Origin of the sequence: Burkholderia sp. LAS2 (assembly GCF_018417615.1) — a bacterium.
Taxonomy (GTDB): Bacteria; Pseudomonadota; Gammaproteobacteria; order Burkholderiales; family Burkholderiaceae; genus Burkholderia; species Burkholderia sola.
The window spans coordinates 2,168,956-2,185,604 of sequence record NZ_CP071052.1; the positions used below are offsets into that span (position 1 = coordinate 2,168,956).

5 protein-coding genes are annotated in these 16,649 nt (G+C 61.5%); all 5 read left to right on the plus strand.

Annotated features, from left to right (window positions below; translation table 11 throughout):
• Positions 1 to 220 precede the first annotated feature (220 nt).
• The 5 genes from JYG37_RS10130 to JYG37_RS10150 all read left to right on the plus strand — a co-directional run bounded on the left by JYG37_RS10130 (position 221) and on the right by JYG37_RS10150 (position 16,304).
• A complete protein-coding gene (locus JYG37_RS10130; protein WP_050012591.1) occupies positions 221 to 1,525 on the plus strand; it encodes an MFS family transporter in 1,305 nt (434 codons plus the stop codon).
• 430 nt (positions 1,526 to 1,955) lie between these two features.
• Positions 1,956 to 2,771, plus strand: a complete 816-nt coding sequence (locus JYG37_RS10135; protein ID WP_124556421.1) for an ABC transporter substrate-binding protein — start codon at positions 1,956 to 1,958, stop codon at positions 2,769 to 2,771.
• Between the two features lie 91 nt (positions 2,772 to 2,862).
• Positions 2,863 to 3,585, plus strand: a complete 723-nt coding sequence (locus JYG37_RS10140) for an amino acid ABC transporter permease (protein WP_213346064.1) — start codon at positions 2,863 to 2,865, stop codon at positions 3,583 to 3,585.
• A 2-nt stretch (positions 3,586 to 3,587) separates the two neighbouring features.
• Positions 3,588 to 4,313 (plus strand): amino acid ABC transporter permease, encoded by a 726-nt coding sequence (locus JYG37_RS10145; protein WP_124593142.1) that lies wholly within the window; start codon positions 3,588 to 3,590, stop codon positions 4,311 to 4,313.
• 351 nt (positions 4,314 to 4,664) lie between these two features.
• Complete coding sequence (locus JYG37_RS10150; RefSeq protein ID WP_213346065.1) at positions 4,665 to 16,304, plus strand: hemagglutinin repeat-containing protein; 11,640 nt, start codon at positions 4,665 to 4,667, stop codon at positions 16,302 to 16,304.
• The last annotated feature ends 345 nt before the right edge of the window (positions 16,305 to 16,649 follow it).

A 16,649-nucleotide genomic window follows, 5' to 3' on the forward strand; every position in this document is an offset into this window, starting at 1 on the left:
AATGTTTGCATCGAACGCCAGCCTTCGGGCTGGCGTTTTCATATGACGAACGCGTGGCGGGAGAAAATTTTTCTACATCCGGACGAACCCGGAGCGCTTGTTACTTTACATTTCGCTAAAATCCCGTAGCGCCGTGCGCCGGAACCGGTGCCACGTGCGACCGCACGCGGCGGCCCCCAGCCGTCTCGCCCAGAAAGCACTAAAAGGAACAGACCAACCCATGGACGTCCAGACCGACCAAGCTGCGCTGTCCGCGCATGACACCCGGCGGCGCGTGTTCGCCATCGTCGGCGCCTCATCGGGCAACCTCGTCGAGTGGTTCGACTTCTACATCTACTCGTTCTGCGCGCTGTACTTCGCGCCGGCGTTCTTCCCGAGCGGCAACACGACGACGCAGTTGCTGAACACGGCCGGCGTGTTCGCGGCCGGCTTCCTGATGCGTCCGATCGGCGGCTGGCTGTTCGGCCGCATCGCCGACCGTCACGGCCGTCGCGCGGCGATGATGATCTCGGTGCTGATGATGTGCGGCGGGTCGCTCGTGATCGCGGTGCTGCCGACCTATGCGCAGATCGGCGCGCTCGCGCCGGCGCTGCTGCTGGTCGCGCGCCTGTTCCAGGGCCTGTCGGTGGGCGGCGAGTACGGGACGAGCGCGACCTACATGAGTGAAGTCGCGCTGAAGGGCCGTCGCGGCTTCTTCGCGTCGTTCCAGTACGTGACGCTGATCGGCGGCCAGCTGTGCGCGCTGCTGGTACTCGTGATCCTGCAGCAGACGCTGTCCGCCGGCGAGCTGAAAGCATGGGGCTGGCGCATTCCGTTCGTGGTCGGCGCGGCGGCCGCGCTGATTTCGCTGTACCTGCGCAAGTCGCTCGACGAGACGTCGACGAGCGCATCGCGCGACAAGAAAGACGCCGGCACGATCCGCGGCGTGTGGCAGCACAAGGGCGCGTTCTTCACCGTGGTCGGCTTCACGGCCGGCGGCTCGCTGATCTTCTACACGTTCACGACGTACATGCAGAAGTACCTCGTGAACACGGCCGGCATGCACGCGAAGACGGCCAGCAACGTGATGACCGTCGCGCTGCTCGTCTACATGCTGATGCAGCCGGTGTTCGGCGCGCTGTCGGACAAGATCGGCCGCCGCACGTCGATGATCCTGTTCGGTTCGTTCGCGGTGATCGGCACGGTGCCGCTGATGCACGCGCTGAAGGACGTGACGAGCCCGGTGGCCGCATTCGTGCTGATCACGGTGGCGCTGGCGATCGTCAGTTTCTACACGTCGATCAGCGGCCTCATCAAGGCCGAGATGTTCCCGCCGGAAGTGCGCGCGATGGGCGTCGGCCTGTCGTATGCGGTGGCGAACGCGATCTTCGGCGGCTCGGCCGAGTACGTCGCGCTGTGGTTCAAGTCGATCGGCAGCGAGGAAACCTTCTACTGGTACGTGACCGTGCTGTGCGCGATCTCGCTGATCGTGTCGTGGCGGATGCGCGATCCGAGCAAGGAAGGGTATCTGCGTCACGAGCCGTGATCGGGCTGCGCGTCGCGCGTACTTGCATGATGACGAACGTCCCGCCGGTTGGCGGGACGTTTTTTTTTTGCGGCGTGCGATTCCGCACGCGCCGGCATGAGCGTGCCGCGTCATATCGATATGGAAATCGATTCGTTGTCCATGACGGGCGATTTCCTTAATCTGGCTGCGTAGTTCGTGTGACACCTCCTTGACTGGGATTCGCGCCCGCTGCTTGCAGCGGGCGTCTTTTTTTGTGTGACCGCGTGCGTGACCGCAGCCCATGTGCCTCATCACGAAACCCGCAGAGCAAAGCACCATTTGTTGGTTCGAATTCGCCGCACGCGCTGATACGTTAGCGGCTTCGCGACGACACACTTCGTCGCGATGTGTTTCGAACCGTGCCGCCGCGCGATCCGCGGCGGCCTCCATAACAAATCAGGTCGTGCTCATGAAAATCAACACGCTCGCTACGTGGCTCATCGGGGTCGCGCTCATCTCCGCAGGCACCGTCGCGCATGCGGACCGTCTCGACGACATCAAGAAGGCCGGCGTGCTGCGCGTCGCGACGTTCGACAGCAACCCGCCGTTCGGTTATGTCGACGCGAAAAGCAACCACATCGTCGGTCTCGACGTCGATTACGCGAAGGCGCTCGCCGACAAGCTCGGCGTGAAGCTGCAACTGCAACCGACCAACCCCGCGAACCGCATTCCGTTTTTGACGTCCGGCAAGGTCGACCTCGTGCTCGCGAACTTCACGATCACCGACGAGCGTGCGAAGCAGGTCGACTTCAGCATCCCGTATTTCTCGTCGGGCCAGCAGTTTCTCGCGAAGAAGGGCGTGCTGAAATCGGCCGACCAGCTGAACGCGCTGCGCGTGGGCGCGGACAAGGGCACGACGAACGAGATCACGCTGCGCGAGAAATTCCCGAAGGCGACGATCGTCGCGTACGACGACACGCCGTTCGCGTTCGCCGCGCTGCGGGCCGGCAACGTGCAGGCCATCACGCAGGACGGCCCGAAGCTGATCGGCCTGCTCGCGAACGTGCCGGACAAGCAGAACTACGAGATCCCGGCGTTCACGATCTCGAACGATTACATGGGCGTCGGCGTGCCGAAGGGCGAGACGCGCCTGCTCGGCTTCGTCAACGACACGCTGAAGGGGCTCGAGGCGAGCGGCCGCGCCACGCAGATCTACGACGCATGGTTCGGGCCGACGACGAAAACGCCGCTCACGCGCATTTTCCGGATCGGCGACAAGACCTGACCTTCGCTGCACGCGCGCCGCGATCGGCCGGAACACCGGCCGCGCGGCGCTTTTCGTTTTCCGACCGCGCGTTTCGTTCGCGCCTCCCAGCATGCTCGGATTGGCTCCCAAATATCTATCCTGGCTCTGGCAGGGCTTCCTGCTGACACTCGGCCTCGCGGCCGCGTCGGCGATTGCCGCGACCGTCGGCGGGCTGCTGCTCGCCGTGATGCGGCATGCGCGCGGCAGGGCGCCGCGCGCGGCCGTCGCCGCGTACGTCGTCGCGTTCCGCAACACGCCGCTGCTCGTGCAACTGCTGTTCTGGTATTTCGGCGTCGCGTCGTTGCTGCCCGATACGTGGATCGCGTGGCTCAATGCACGCCATGCGGTGAGCGCGGGCCCGTTTACGCTCGCGTGGCCGTCGTTCGAATTCGTCGCGGGCTGGGTCGGCTTGAGCGCCTATACCGCAGCGTTCGTCGCCGAGGAGTGCGAAGCCGGCCTGCGCGGCGTGCGGCGTGCGCAACACGATGCGGCGGCCGCGCTCGGCCTCACGCCGATGCAGTCCCTGCGCTACGTGGTGCTGCCGCAGGCCGTGCGTATCGCGTTGCCGCCGCTGTTCGGCCAATACATGAATCTCGTGAAGAACTCGTCGCTCGCGATGGCGATCGGCGTGGCCGAGCTGTCGTATGCGTCGCGGCAGGTCGAGACCGAGACGTTCAAGACGTTCGCCGCGTTCGGCGTCGCGACGCTGCTGTACGTCGCGGCGGTGGCCGCGATCGAGGCCGGCGCGTATGCGGCCACGCAGTGGCGCGACCGGCTCGGAGCGGGGCGCTGACGATGGACCTTTCGCTGCTGCTGTCGAATCTGCCGTACCTGTTGGTCGGTGCATTTCCGGACGGCCCGCTCGGCGGTGCCGCGCTGTCGCTGGTGCTGGCGCTCGCGAGCGCCATTGCGTCGGCCGTGCTTGGCGTGGCGCTCGGTGTCGCGATGGCGCTCGCACGCGGCCCGGCGCGCGTGCTGCTGCTCGCGTTCATCGGCTTCTTCCGCGCGATTCCGGTGCTGATGCTGATTTTCTGGACGTATTTCCTGATGCCCGTGCTGCTGCACATGGATGTGCCGGGACTCGCGACGGTCGTGTGCGCGCTGGCGCTGGTCGGCGGCGCGTATCTCGCGCACGCGGTGCACGCGGGAATCGTCGCGGCGGGCGACGGGCAATGGCAGGCCGGACTGTCGCTCGGGCTCACGCGCTGGCAGACGGTGCGCTACGTGCTGCTGCCGCAGGCGATCCGGATCATGACGCCGTCGTTCGTCAACCAGTGGGTCGCGCTCGTGAAGGACACGTCGCTCGCGTATATCGTCGGCGTGCCGGAACTCTCGTTCGTCGCGACGCAGGTGAACAACCGGCTGATGGTGTATCCGGCGCCGATCTTCCTGTTCGTCGCGCTGATCTACCTGGTGCTGTGCACGTCGCTCGATGGCGCGGCGCGGTGGTTGCTGTCGCGGGGCGCGCAGGCGCGGCGTGTCGAGAGCACGGCGGTCGAACGGATCAAATCCTTGCAATGATGTAATCCCGATAAGCAATTACAAGAGATCTGATTACAGGTCGCATGCCGATTCGACCTCGCAATTCTGTCAGGGATTTTTTTGAACTGATGCGTGAGGTAAGATTCGCCCGGATTTCCGTTAACAATACCGTCGATATTTGCAGTCGACGGAGTATTTCATTATATAAAATATCAAGATAGTCGGATTGGCATGGCAGTAATCGACCGATGTATCGAGTCGTCTCGTCCGTCGCATCTCGGCGACGATTGACACTCGTTGACGGTGCCTTTCCACGATTTCAAATAGATTCCACGCGATGTCCGAGGCCGTGAGGGCGGATCGAACGAAAATCGCGAGTAGACCAAGAAGATGAACAAAAACCATTATCGGCTGGTATTCAGCCGCGTACGGGGTATGTTGGTTGCCGTCGAAGAGACGGCCGGCAGCGCGGGGAAAACAAATACGGGCGAGACTCGCCGTGTCGCCAAGCGCGGCGCCGAGCATCCGGCAGCGAAGTTCGCATTACGGGTGACTGCATTCGGCGCGCTGGTCGCAGCCGGCGCGAATCCGATATGGGCGAATGCGCAGATCGTCGGCGGAGGGGCTCACGCGCCCGCGGTGGTGCAGACGCCCAACGGCCTGCCGCAAGTCAACATCAACACGCCGAGCGCTGCCGGCGTGTCGCTGAACACCTATAACCAGTTCGACGTTCAGAAAAACGGCGCGATCCTGAACAACGCGTCGACGATCGTCAACACGCAGCAGGCCGGCTATATCAACGGCAACCCGAACCTGAGTGCGGGGCAGGCGGCGCGCATCATCGTCAACCAGGTCAACAGCACCGCGGCGAGTCAGATCAAGGGATATGTGGAGATCGCGGGCAGCCGCGCGGAGATCGTGCTGGCCAACCCTGCCGGTATCGTCGTGGACGGTGGCGGGTTCATCAATACCTCGCGCGCGGTCTTGACAACCGGCGTGCCGCAGTTTGGCACGGACGGGGCGTTGACGGGCTTCAATGTCAATCGCGGCCTCGTAACCGTGCAAGGCGCGGGCCTCGATACCTCGAATGTTGATCAGACTGACATCATCGCCCGTGCTGTACAGGCTAATGCCGCGATCTACGCGAAGAATCTCAACGTAATCGCCGGTACGAATCAGGTTAATCACGACACGCTTGCCGCGACGCAGGTCGCCGGTGACGGTCCTGCACCTGCTGTCGCGATTGACGTGGCTCAGTTAGGCGGCATGTATGCCAATAGGGTGTTTCTGGTTGGCAACTCCGCAGGCGTTGGTGTCGCGAACGCAGGGACGATCGCGGCGCAGGCAGGCGATTTGACGTTGCAATCGGACGGCCGGCTCGTGCTCGCGGGCAAGACCACGGCAAGCGGCAACCTTGCGATGTCGGCCTCGGGCGGCATCCAGAATAGCGGCACCACGTATGCGCAGCAATCGTTGTCGGCGAACACCGCGGCCGATCTGACGAACAGCGGGACGCTCGCGGCGCAGCAGAATACGACGGTCAACGCCGGCAGCGTCAACTCGACCGGTACGCTCGGCGCGGGTGTGAACAACGACGGTTCCGTCGCGCACAGCGGCGACCTGAACTTGAGTGCGTCGGGCCAACTGACCGCGACCGGCCAGAATGTGGCGGGCGGTAACGCGTCGCTGACGGGCGGCAGTGTGAATCTCGCCGGCAGCCAGACCGCCGCGAACGGCAATCTGTCGCTGAACGCGACGGGCGGCGACGTGAATCTGTCGAACGCGACGACGAGCGCGCAAGGCGCCATTCAGGCGAACGCATCGGGCACCGTGATCAACGACCGCGGCAGCTTGTCGAGCGGCAGCAGCACGACGCTGACCGGCGGCAACCTTTCGAACCAGGGCGGCAAGGTATCGTCTCAAGGCGCGCTGTCGGTGAATGTCGCCGGCCAGATCGCCAACCAGTCCGGCGAACTGGTATCCGAAAGCACGGCGGACGTGCGTGGCGGCGCCATCGCGAACAACCAGGGCACCGTTCAAAGCGCAGCTAGCATGACGGTGGCCGGTGCGTCGCTGGACAACACGGCGGGTCGGATCACGTCGCTCAACAGCGATGGCCTGACAGTGACGGCCAGCAGCCAGTTGACCAACGCAGCGGGCACGACTGCAAACGGCGCGCAGGGCGGCGTGATCGGTGGCAACGGCGACGTCACCGTGCATGGCGGCAACGTTGCCAACCACGGGACGATGACGTCCAATACGAATCTGCAGGTCTCGGGACAATCGGTCGACAATAGCGGTGGCGCTTTGCAGGCTACGCAAAAGGTGGCGGTCGATGCGGGCGCGCGTCTGATCAACAGCGGCGGCTCGATTGTCGCTCAGACGGCAGCACTGACCGGCACGACCCTCGACAATAGCGCGGGCGCGGTGAAGGTCGACACGGTGTCGTTGAACGCGACCGACCTCGTGAATCACGGCGGCACGATCACGCAGATCGGCACCGGCGCGATGAGTGTGAACGTGTCGGGCACGCTCGACAATTCCGGCGGCGGTACGTTGCAAACCAACAGTAGCGACCTGACGCTCGCTCCCGCGTCGCTGGTCAATGACGGCGGCAAAATCACGCACGCGGGCACCGGCACGCTTACGCTCGGCAACGGCACGGGATCGGTGTCGAACGTCGGCGGTGCGATCGCGAGCAACGGGCGCGTGGTGGCGCAATCGGCCACGCTGAACAACACGTCCGGCTCGATCAGCGGGCAAACCGGCCTGTCGGCCACGGTCGGTAGCGCGCTGAACAATACGAATGGCAAGCTGCTGTCCAATACGGACCTTGGCATCACCAGCGGCACGCTCGCGAACGACGGCGGTCAGATTAGCGCGACTACGAACGCGATGATCCACGCGGGCTCGATGACGAACCTGAGTGGATCGGCCAGCGCGTCCAATCTGTCGGTGACGGCCGATTCGACGCTTAACAATAGCGGCGGCAAGCTCGAAGCCAACCAACTCGCGTTGACCACACCGAACCTGACGAACCATGGCGGCACGATCACGCAATACGGCTCGTCGACCATGGCTGTCAACGTCAGCGGCACGCTCGATAACGCGGCAGCCGGTGTGATTCAGACGAACAGCACCGACCTTACGCTGACTCCGGCTTCGCTCGTGAACGATGGCGGCACGATTACGCATGCAGGTACCGGCACGCTGACGATTGGCAACGGCACTGGTTCGATTTCGAACGCGGGCGGCTCGATCGCGAGCAATGGGCGAGTCGTCGCGCAAAGCGGTTCGCTGAACAACACCTCGGGAGCGATCAACGGCCAAGCCGGGGTGACGGCGACGATCGCCGGCGTATTGAACAACACGCATGGCAAGCTGTTGTCCAGTACGGACCTTGCTGTTTCCAGCGGCACACTGACGAACGACGGTGGCCAAATTGGCGCAAGCGCGAACGCGATGATCCACACGGGCTCGATGTCGAACCTGAGCGGTTCGATCGTCGCGCCTAACCTGTCGGTGACGACCGACTCGACGCTTGACAACAATGGCGGTTCGCTCGAAGCGAATCAGCTCGCGTTGAGCGCGTCGAATCTTGCGAACCACGGTGGCACGATTACGCAACTTGGCTCGTCGGCCATGGCTGTCAACGTCAGCGGCACGCTCGACAATTCGAATGGCGGCACGCTACAAACCAACAGTACGGACCTGACGCTTTCCCCTGCATCACTCGTCAACGATGGTGGCACGATTACGCATGCCGGCAGCGGCACGCTGGCGCTTGGAAACGCAACGGGATCGGTATCGAACGTTGGCGGAGCGATTGCAAGCAACGGTAGCGTCGTAGAGCATTCGGCCACGCTGAACAATACATCGGGATTGATCAACGGCAAATCCGGGTTGACGGCCACGGTCGGCAGCGTGTTGAACAATACGAACGGAAAATTGCAGTCCCGTGCGGACCTTGGCATTTCCAGCAGCACGCTGACGAACGACGGCGGTCAGATTGGCGCGAGCACGAACGCGTCGATCCACACAGGCTCGATGACGAACCAGAGCGGATCGGTCAGCGCGTCCAACCTGTCCGTGACGGCCGATTCGACGATCGACAACAGCAGGGGCAAGCTCGAAGCCAACCAATTTGCGTTGAGCGCGCCGAACCTGACGAACCACGGCGGGACGATCACGCAATATGGCTCGTCGGCCATGGCTGTCAACGTCAGCGGCTCGCTCGACAACTCCGCAGCGGGCGTGATTCAAACGAACAGTACGGACCTGACGCTGGCCGCTAGCCAATTGAACAATGCAGGCGGCACGATCACGCATGCCGGTACCGGGACGCTGACCATCGCGCCGGGTAACGGCGCGAGTGCGCTGAACAATGCAGGCGGAACCATTGTCACCAAAGGGCAGGCGGTTGTCGACGCGAGCAGTTGGGACAACTCGAACGGCATTCTCGCGGCACAGGGCGGCGTGATGGCGACGGTTGCGGGCGACGTGAACAACGCACAAGGCTTGGTGCGTGCGGGCGCGTCTCTGTCGTTGACGAACGGCGGCGTGCTGGTGAACCAGGCCGGGCACGTTCAGGCCGGTCAGACGACGGCCGGCGACACGAGCACGCTTGCGGTTCATTCCGGCTGGATCAACAACGCTGACGGGGCCATTACCGACCTCGGCACGGGCGCGATGACTGTGCAGGGCGGCAGCCAGATCACGAACAGCCGCGCGGGCAACGTGTCGGGCATGGGCGCGATCACCGGTAACGGCGACGTTACGATCAGCGCGACATCGATTTCGAACACGCAAGGCGGGCAGTTGAGCGGCGCGAGCCTCCATGTTCAAGGGGCGACCTTGGACAACAGCGGCGGGCAAATCGGCAGCGTTGCGAATTCGAGCGGCAACGTGGACGTGACGGCGAGCGCCGCAATCACGAATACGAACGGGCAAATCAGCTCCACGCACGACCTGACGATCACGGCTCCGACACTGCAAGGCGGCGGCGCGTATAGCGCGGCGCACGATGTACGCGTGAACCTGCAAGGCGATTACACGACAACGCCGGATACGCAGTTCAACGTCGGCAACGATCTTACCTTTGCGCTACCCGGCACGTTCACCAACAACGCGGGTTTCCAAACCATCAATGGCCTGAACATCAACGCGGCCAATATCGTCAATTCGGGCGCGTTGTCGGCCGGTGGACTGCTGCATACGCAATCGAGCAATCTGTTCAATACCGGGTCGCTGGTGGGCGGGAGTGTCTCGCTCAACGCAACCGGCACGGTATCGAACGTGGGGTCGACGGCGTTGATAGGCGCATCGGATAGCAACGGCAAGCTTGAAATTCTCGCGCACGACATCGAAAACCGTGACGACGCGACGGCGACCGATTCGATGCCGACGACGGCGATTTTCGGGATGGGTAAGGTTGTACTCGCGGGCGGCAAGGACGCGAGCGGCAATTACACGAATGCGGCACTCGTCAATAACTCGTCGGCCTTGATCCAGTCCGGTAGTGATATGGAGTTGCACGCCGACAAGGTGACGAGCACGCGTCGTGTGATGAGCACGACGGGAAGCTCGAGCAACGTCGATCCGGCTGTACTTGCGCAATACGGCATTAGCCTGTCAGGTTGCGCATCGTACTTCGCGGTGAATTGCATGAACGGGGGGCAGATGATCGCCGGTCTCCGGTCCGACAACATCACACCGGCCGAAGCGGCCGCCATCATCGCCCAGCCGGGCGGTATGTATATTGAGCCGCCTCACGGCGGCCAGTGGAACAGCGCGTACTTCTACACGACCTACACTGGAACGGCTGTGGGGAACACGGTCACGGCATTGAGCCCGACTGCGCAAATCGTGTCGGGCGGCAAGATCGATGCCTCGTCGACCGGCACCCTGCAAAACTACTGGAGTAGCATCACAGCGGTTGGCAATGTCGATATGCCGCATGCCTACGATGCCAATGGTTGGGCGGCTACCGGCCAGCAGGCGCCGACCGTAACGGTGACGTACTCGGGCCAGTATCACTACAACAACTACGATAGCAGCGAATATAACTGGCAATTGCCGTTTGGCAACGCGCCATTTGTGACGGGCAATCCGGGGGGCTACACCCAAGCTGCGCCAGCGGACGTCAAGACCTACAAGCTGCCGGGCTACGATTCGACCTTGGGTTCGAATGGCACAATTTCCGGCACGGGCGTGAGCATCAACAATACTGCGGGCAACGCATCGCTTCCGTCCCTTGGCTTGTTGCCCGGTCAATCGGTTGCGGGGTTGACGCCTGTTTCGCTTAATGGCGCAGCGACGGGTTCGGGGGCGACGGTGACGCCTGCCACGCTCAATGGCAATGCAACGGCTTCGGCAACGACTGGTGGCGCCGTTCGCGGGACGATCACGGGTGCGGGTGTCCAGTCGACGGCGCCGGTGCATGGCGGCGCCTCAACACAGGTCGATCGGATCATTGCAAGTGCGACTGCGTTGAACGTGCTGAACAACCTGACGATTCCACAGGGTGGCTTGTACCGACCGAATCCGTCGCCGAATGCGAGCTACGTGATCGAGACGAATCCGGCGTTCACGAACCAGAAGAACTTCATTTCGAGCGACTACTTTTTCGGTCAGATCGGGGTTGACCTTACCCACATTCCAAAGCGCCTGGGTGACGGCTTCTATGAGCAGCAGCTCGTGCGTAATCAGGTGACGGCGCTGACGGGCCGCGCGGTATTGGGTCCGTACACGGACCTTCAGACGATGTATCAGCAGCTTATGGCGGCGGGTGCATCGTTGGAGAAGTCGCTTAATCTGCCGCTGGGCGCGAGCTTGTCTCCCGAGCAGGTATCGAAGTTGACCGGTAACGTGATCATGATGGAAACGCGCGTGGTCGACGGTCAGTCGGTGCTCGTGCCCGTCGTGTATCTGGCACAGGCGAACCAGCAGAACATCAATGGTCCGCTGATCACCGCCACCGACATCGATCTGAAGGACGCGCAGAACTTCACGAACAGCGGCACGCTGAAGGCGGACAATTCGTTGTCGATTCAGGGCAAGCAGATCGACAACGCGTTCGGTGCGCTTCAAAGCGGCGGGCTGACGACATTGATAGCTGAAGGTAATGTTGATCTGACTTCGGCCAAGGTAAAGGCTGGCAGTCTGTTGATCGGCACAGGTGGCGATCTGATTCTGAATACCGCAGCCAAGACCGATACGCAGGTGAGCCGTGACGGTGCGATCAGCGTTAGGACGACGCTGGGGCCGACAGCGAGTATTGATGTGACTGGCGATGCCGGGATCATCACGGGCGGGAGCTTCCAGCAGAACGCCGGTAGCCTGGCGGTGGGCGGCAATTTCGGCGCATTGATCGGCGGTGACTGGAATCTGGGCGCGGCGCAAACGGGAGAGCACAAGGTTGTTCAGCGCGCGAACGGCGTGTCGAATACCGATTTCAACCAATCCGCGGTCAGTTCGGTCAAAGTCGGAGGCGTGTCGGCAGTCGCCATCGCGGGTGATCTGACCTCGCATGGCGCACAAATCGAGCTGGGTAAGGGGGGCGCGATTGCCGCGCAGGGGAACATCTCTCTGTTGACGGCAAGCGCGACCTCGAACTTGAACAGCAACAGTTCGGGTAGCGATAGTCACGGCAGCTATGCAGAAACGCAACATGCGTCAGATCAGACGCTGACGGGTACCACGCTCAAGAGCGGCGATGCACTCAGCCTTTCATCGGAAAAGGACATTACGCTCAGCGGCAGTACGCTGGTCCTTGACAAAGGCAAGGCGACGCTGGATGCGAAGGGGGATGTAAATATCGGCGTCGCGACCGAGACGCACGAGCTCAATTCGCACGAGAATCACAGTCACGGTAGCGTGGTCAGCAGCACGAAGGTGGCAAGCGGCCTTGACCAGACCGACACAATCAGTCATGGCAGCCTGGTGTCGGCCGACAGCGTGTCGGTGACAAGCGGGCGCGACATCAACGTGACCGGTAGTGGGGTTGTCGGGACGGGCGATGTCTCGCTGGATGCGGCGCGCCACGTGAATGTCCTTGCGGCGGAGGATCGGAGCGATTCGTCGGCGTATTTCGACAAGAAGCAATCGGGTGTGATGGGTTCCGGTGGTCTGGGCTTCACGATTGGTTCGGCCGAGCAAAAGGCGCAGTCGGATAATCACGTGGTTACGCAGAGCCAGGACCGCAGCACGGTTGGCAGCGTGCGGGGCAACGTGTCGATCAAGGCCGGTGAAAACGTCCACATCGGTGGCAGCGACGTTACAGCAGGTAGGGCCGCAGGTGACACTAAGAACGCGACGGGCAATATCAAGATCGCAGGCCAGAATGTCACGATCGATCCGAGTGAGGACGACGCACGAACCCACGACCAGCAGGAATCGAAGTCCAGCGGTTTGACGTTCGCGGTCACTGGTACGCCGTTCGATACGGTTCGTAATCTGAAAGACAACGCGTCAACCGGTAACGGATTCCAGCGCGGGCAGAGCGTTGCGAACGAGATTGGCGCCAGCGCGCTTGATGTGCCGTCGATTTCCGTGACCTATGGTCGCAGCCAGAGCAAGAGCGTGATCGATACGTCGAACCAGACGCATGCCGGCAGCGCAATCCGCGGTGCGGGCAATGTTTCCGTGACCGCTACGGGCGGCGCGGAGCGTGACGCACTGGGCAATGCGATTGATGGCGATATTAATGTGATCGGCTCGACGATCAGTGCAGGCGGCAAGACGCTGCTGGATGCAAACCGGAACGTGAACCTCGCGGCGTCGACTGACAAGTATCAACAGAGCAACGCATCGAGTAGTTCGAGCACGAGTATTGCCCTCCTGTCGTCACCGAGCCTGGGCGATTTGGGGCGTTGGATTGGTGGTACGGCGAACCATGGCGGCAACAGTCCCTCGCCGTACAACGCGAGCCGCAGTAGCACAGACGGCAACATGTCGGAGACCCACCAGACGGCGAGCCTTGTCACTGGCGACCAGGTTGAAATCGTCAGTCGAACGGGTGATGTAAACGTCGTCGGATCGGGGGTGAGCGGCACTCACGATGTGAAGGTGACAGCCGACAAAGGTGCGATCAACGTGCTCGCAGGTCTGGAGACGAGCGCGAGCCATCAAGAATCGAGCAGCCGCCAGATCGGCAGCCTTGGCAGCAATGGCACGTCAACGGGTTTCAGCGTCGGTGTGGCGAGCAGCCATACGGTGCAGGATAGTGCGAGCCAGACGCAGAACACGATGCGCAGCCAGATCGCGAGCGCGAGCGGAAACGTGACGCTCGACGCGAAGAAGGATATTACGGTCGCGGGCTCTGACTTGATGGCGGGCAACGACCTGAAGCTCAAGGGCGAGAATGTCCACCTTGACCCGGGCTCGGATACGACGCAAACGAGTATGAGCCAGCACTCGAGCCAGTTCGGCGTCAGTCTTGCGTTGGGCGGTGCTGTGGGTAATGCCGTGACCGCGGTGAACCAGAGCATGCGAAACCCGGCGCGTGGTGACGATGCGCGCCTTGGCGCGCTTGACAAGGCGCAGGCCGCGCTGTCGGTCTACGACGCGACCAAGGTGGCGGAGAATTTCAGTAATGGCAAACCGACCGGGCAACCGCTCATCAAGGCGACGGTGAGCATCGGCGGTGGCACGAGCAGCAGTGAATCGCGTAGCAGCTCGCTTGCGAACACCGGGAGCACGCTTGCGGCAGGGCGGAACGTCGAGGTAATCGCCACGGGAAGCGGTGCAAAGGATGCGGACGGTTTTGCTGCGGACGGCAATATCGACGGTCGCGGCACGCGCATTACGGGCAAGAACGTGACACTCGACGCTGCCCGCGATATCAACCTGCAAAGCGCGAAGGATACGACGCAACTGTCGAGCAGCAACAGCAGTAGCGGCGGCAGCATCGGTATCGGCGCGAGCCTTGGTGGACAGCAGAACGGCTTTACGCTCGAATTGGGCGCGAGTATGGCACGTGGTAACGCGAACGGTCAGAGTGTGACGAACCGCGATACGGTGGTGTCAGCAAGCGATACCCTTACATTGAAGAGTGGTCGCGATACGAATCTGCGCGGAGCTGAAGCGACGGGCAATCGTGTTGTCGCGGACGTGGGTCACGATCTGAACATCCAGAGCCAGCAGGATACGGCGACGTATGACAGCAAGCAGACGAGCGGCGGATTCCAGGCAAGCATCTGTGTGCCGCCGTTCTGCTACGGCCAGACGGTGAGCGGTAGCGCGAGCGCGAGCCAGCAGAACGTCAAAGCGAACTACGCTTCGGTCAACCAGCAAAGCGGGATATTTGCAGGCAGCGGGGGCTATGACGTCAACGTCGGGAACCATACGCAGCTCGATGGTGGGGCGATCATTGCCACGGCAAGTCCCGACAAGAACAGCCTGTCCACGCAGACGCTGGGCTATACGAACATCGAAAACAAGGCGAGCTATTCGGGCGAGTCGGTCGGCTTCAGCGCGAGCGGTGGTGTGGGTAACAGTTCGTCCAAGGGTATCAACCTGAATACGCCAGTCATCCAATCCGGGCCGGTCGGGCGGGGACCGGTGACGCCGAACGGTTTGGGGCCCAGTGGGTTCTCGTCGGCGGGTACCAGCAGCGACGTGACGGGAACGACCTACGCAACGGTGAGCCCGGGCAAGATCACGGTTCGCGGTGATGCGGGTACCGGACACGACAGTACGGAAGGACTGAATCGCGATACGTCGATTGCGAACGGCGCAGTGCAGAACACGTTCGACGCGCAGAAGGTGCAGAACGATATCGCAGTGCAACAGGCAGCCGGTCAGGTCGGCATGCGGGTCGTCGGCGAAATCGGGAAGTACATGACGGATAAGGCGGCGGCCGCTGTAAAAACGGCGGATGCCGAGCTGAAGGCCGCCGAGAAATCGGGTGATCCGGCGGCGATAGCGACGGCCAAGGCCAATCTCGATTCAGCCAATCAGCAGTATGCGATGTGGAACGAGGACAGTGCGAGCCGGACGATCGCGCACGCGGTCGTAGCGGGGGGCGCTGCTGCGCTCGGTGGCGGTAACGTGGCCGGTGCGGTAGGGGGGACGCTGGCGGGTGACTATGCGAGCAAGGAGGTGGGGCAACTCACGAACGATACGCTCGGAGGGACGCTGTTGACGAACGTTGCAGCAGGTGCGGCTGGTGCTGCAGCAGGCGGAGCGATCGGTGGCGCGTCGGGGGCAATTAGCGGTGGGGGTGGTGCGTTGAGCGCCGACATGTACAATCGGCAATTGCACCCGGACGAAAAGGCCGCCATTGCGAAGAAATCAAATGGAGATAAAGATTTAGAAAATAAATTGACGCGTGCGGCCTGTTACGTAGTTCAGTGCTGGGCGGAATTTACTCCAAATAGTGCGCAATATCAGGAAAATTTCGTTTCTATTGTCGAGGCTGAGAATCTCAAATCTCAGATTGATTGGGTCGTGGGGCAGCAGAGCCGAGGTTTGTTTGTTTACTCTGAAGGTCAAAGGTATGTCGACAACGTAAAGTCGAATCTGATCGCGCCGGCGAAGGATGCGGCTAAAGTTATTACGGGAACCATAGCGACTACGACTGGACTTGGCCTCTGTTCCGCGGCGGGCGTTGGGTGTATCGCTGGCGGGCCGATGGCCGCAATGGGGGCAAGTGATATAACAGAAGGGGGGACAGGTTTGTATCGCTTCTATTTCGGGGACGGGGCGGTAGGATACAATCCGCTGAAAAGCGCAGCTGCAACGGTATTCCCTCAATGGGGCGAGGTTGGATACGATGTTGTCAACTTCGTTGTTAGTCTTGGTGCTCTTTCTGCGCCGCAGGTGCTTAACGTTGGCCTTGCAGATGGACTTGGACGTGCCAAATCTATGTTCGGTGTAACTGTCCCGGCGTTTAATAATGTTAAATTGTTACCGCTTACAAAAATGCCGTTGCCTGGAGTAAATCAACCGGCAATGCTAATTGGTGTTGGGGTAAAAGGTGTCGCAGTTTATACCGGCGTGTCGAATGCGAAAGGATCTGGTGAAAAGTGAGGGGCGGCATGTTTGAAAGAATTAGGGAAATTGTTTTTATCATTTCCGTATCTCTTGGGACGGGTATTTTTTGGTCTTTTTTGATTTCGGGAATGGTCAGGTACGCCTTTGGGGTTGATGAGAATAAGGTTCTTTTGTATTTGGGGTTTCCTATATTTTTTGTCTACTTTTTTTGGTGTTGTTCTGCATTAAATAAAATTTTGCGGAAAGCGAGGGGTGGCTAACGTATTTCGGCTGCTTGTCGTGGTGCATAGCCACGTATGCAGTCGATAGGGATCTGTTGGACGAGATCGCGTAAGTGGTCTACAGGCAGAATCAAGGATTCGAGGGCAAAAGAAAATCAAG

What these genes read in the sequence shown, in the direction of transcription:
- JYG37_RS10150 (WP_213346065.1), top strand. Translation starts at nt 4,665, where the DNA reads ATGAACAAAAACCATTATCGGCTGGTATTCAGCCGCGTACGGGGTATG.
- JYG37_RS10130 (WP_050012591.1), top strand. Translation starts at nt 221, where the DNA reads ATGGACGTCCAGACCGACCAAGCTGCGCTGTCCGCGCATGACACCCGG.
- JYG37_RS10145 (WP_124593142.1), top strand. Translation starts at nt 3,588, where the DNA reads ATGGACCTTTCGCTGCTGCTGTCGAATCTGCCGTACCTGTTGGTCGGT.
- JYG37_RS10135 (WP_124556421.1), top strand. Translation starts at nt 1,956, where the DNA reads ATGAAAATCAACACGCTCGCTACGTGGCTCATCGGGGTCGCGCTCATC.
- JYG37_RS10140 (WP_213346064.1), top strand. Translation starts at nt 2,863, where the DNA reads ATGCTCGGATTGGCTCCCAAATATCTATCCTGGCTCTGGCAGGGCTTC.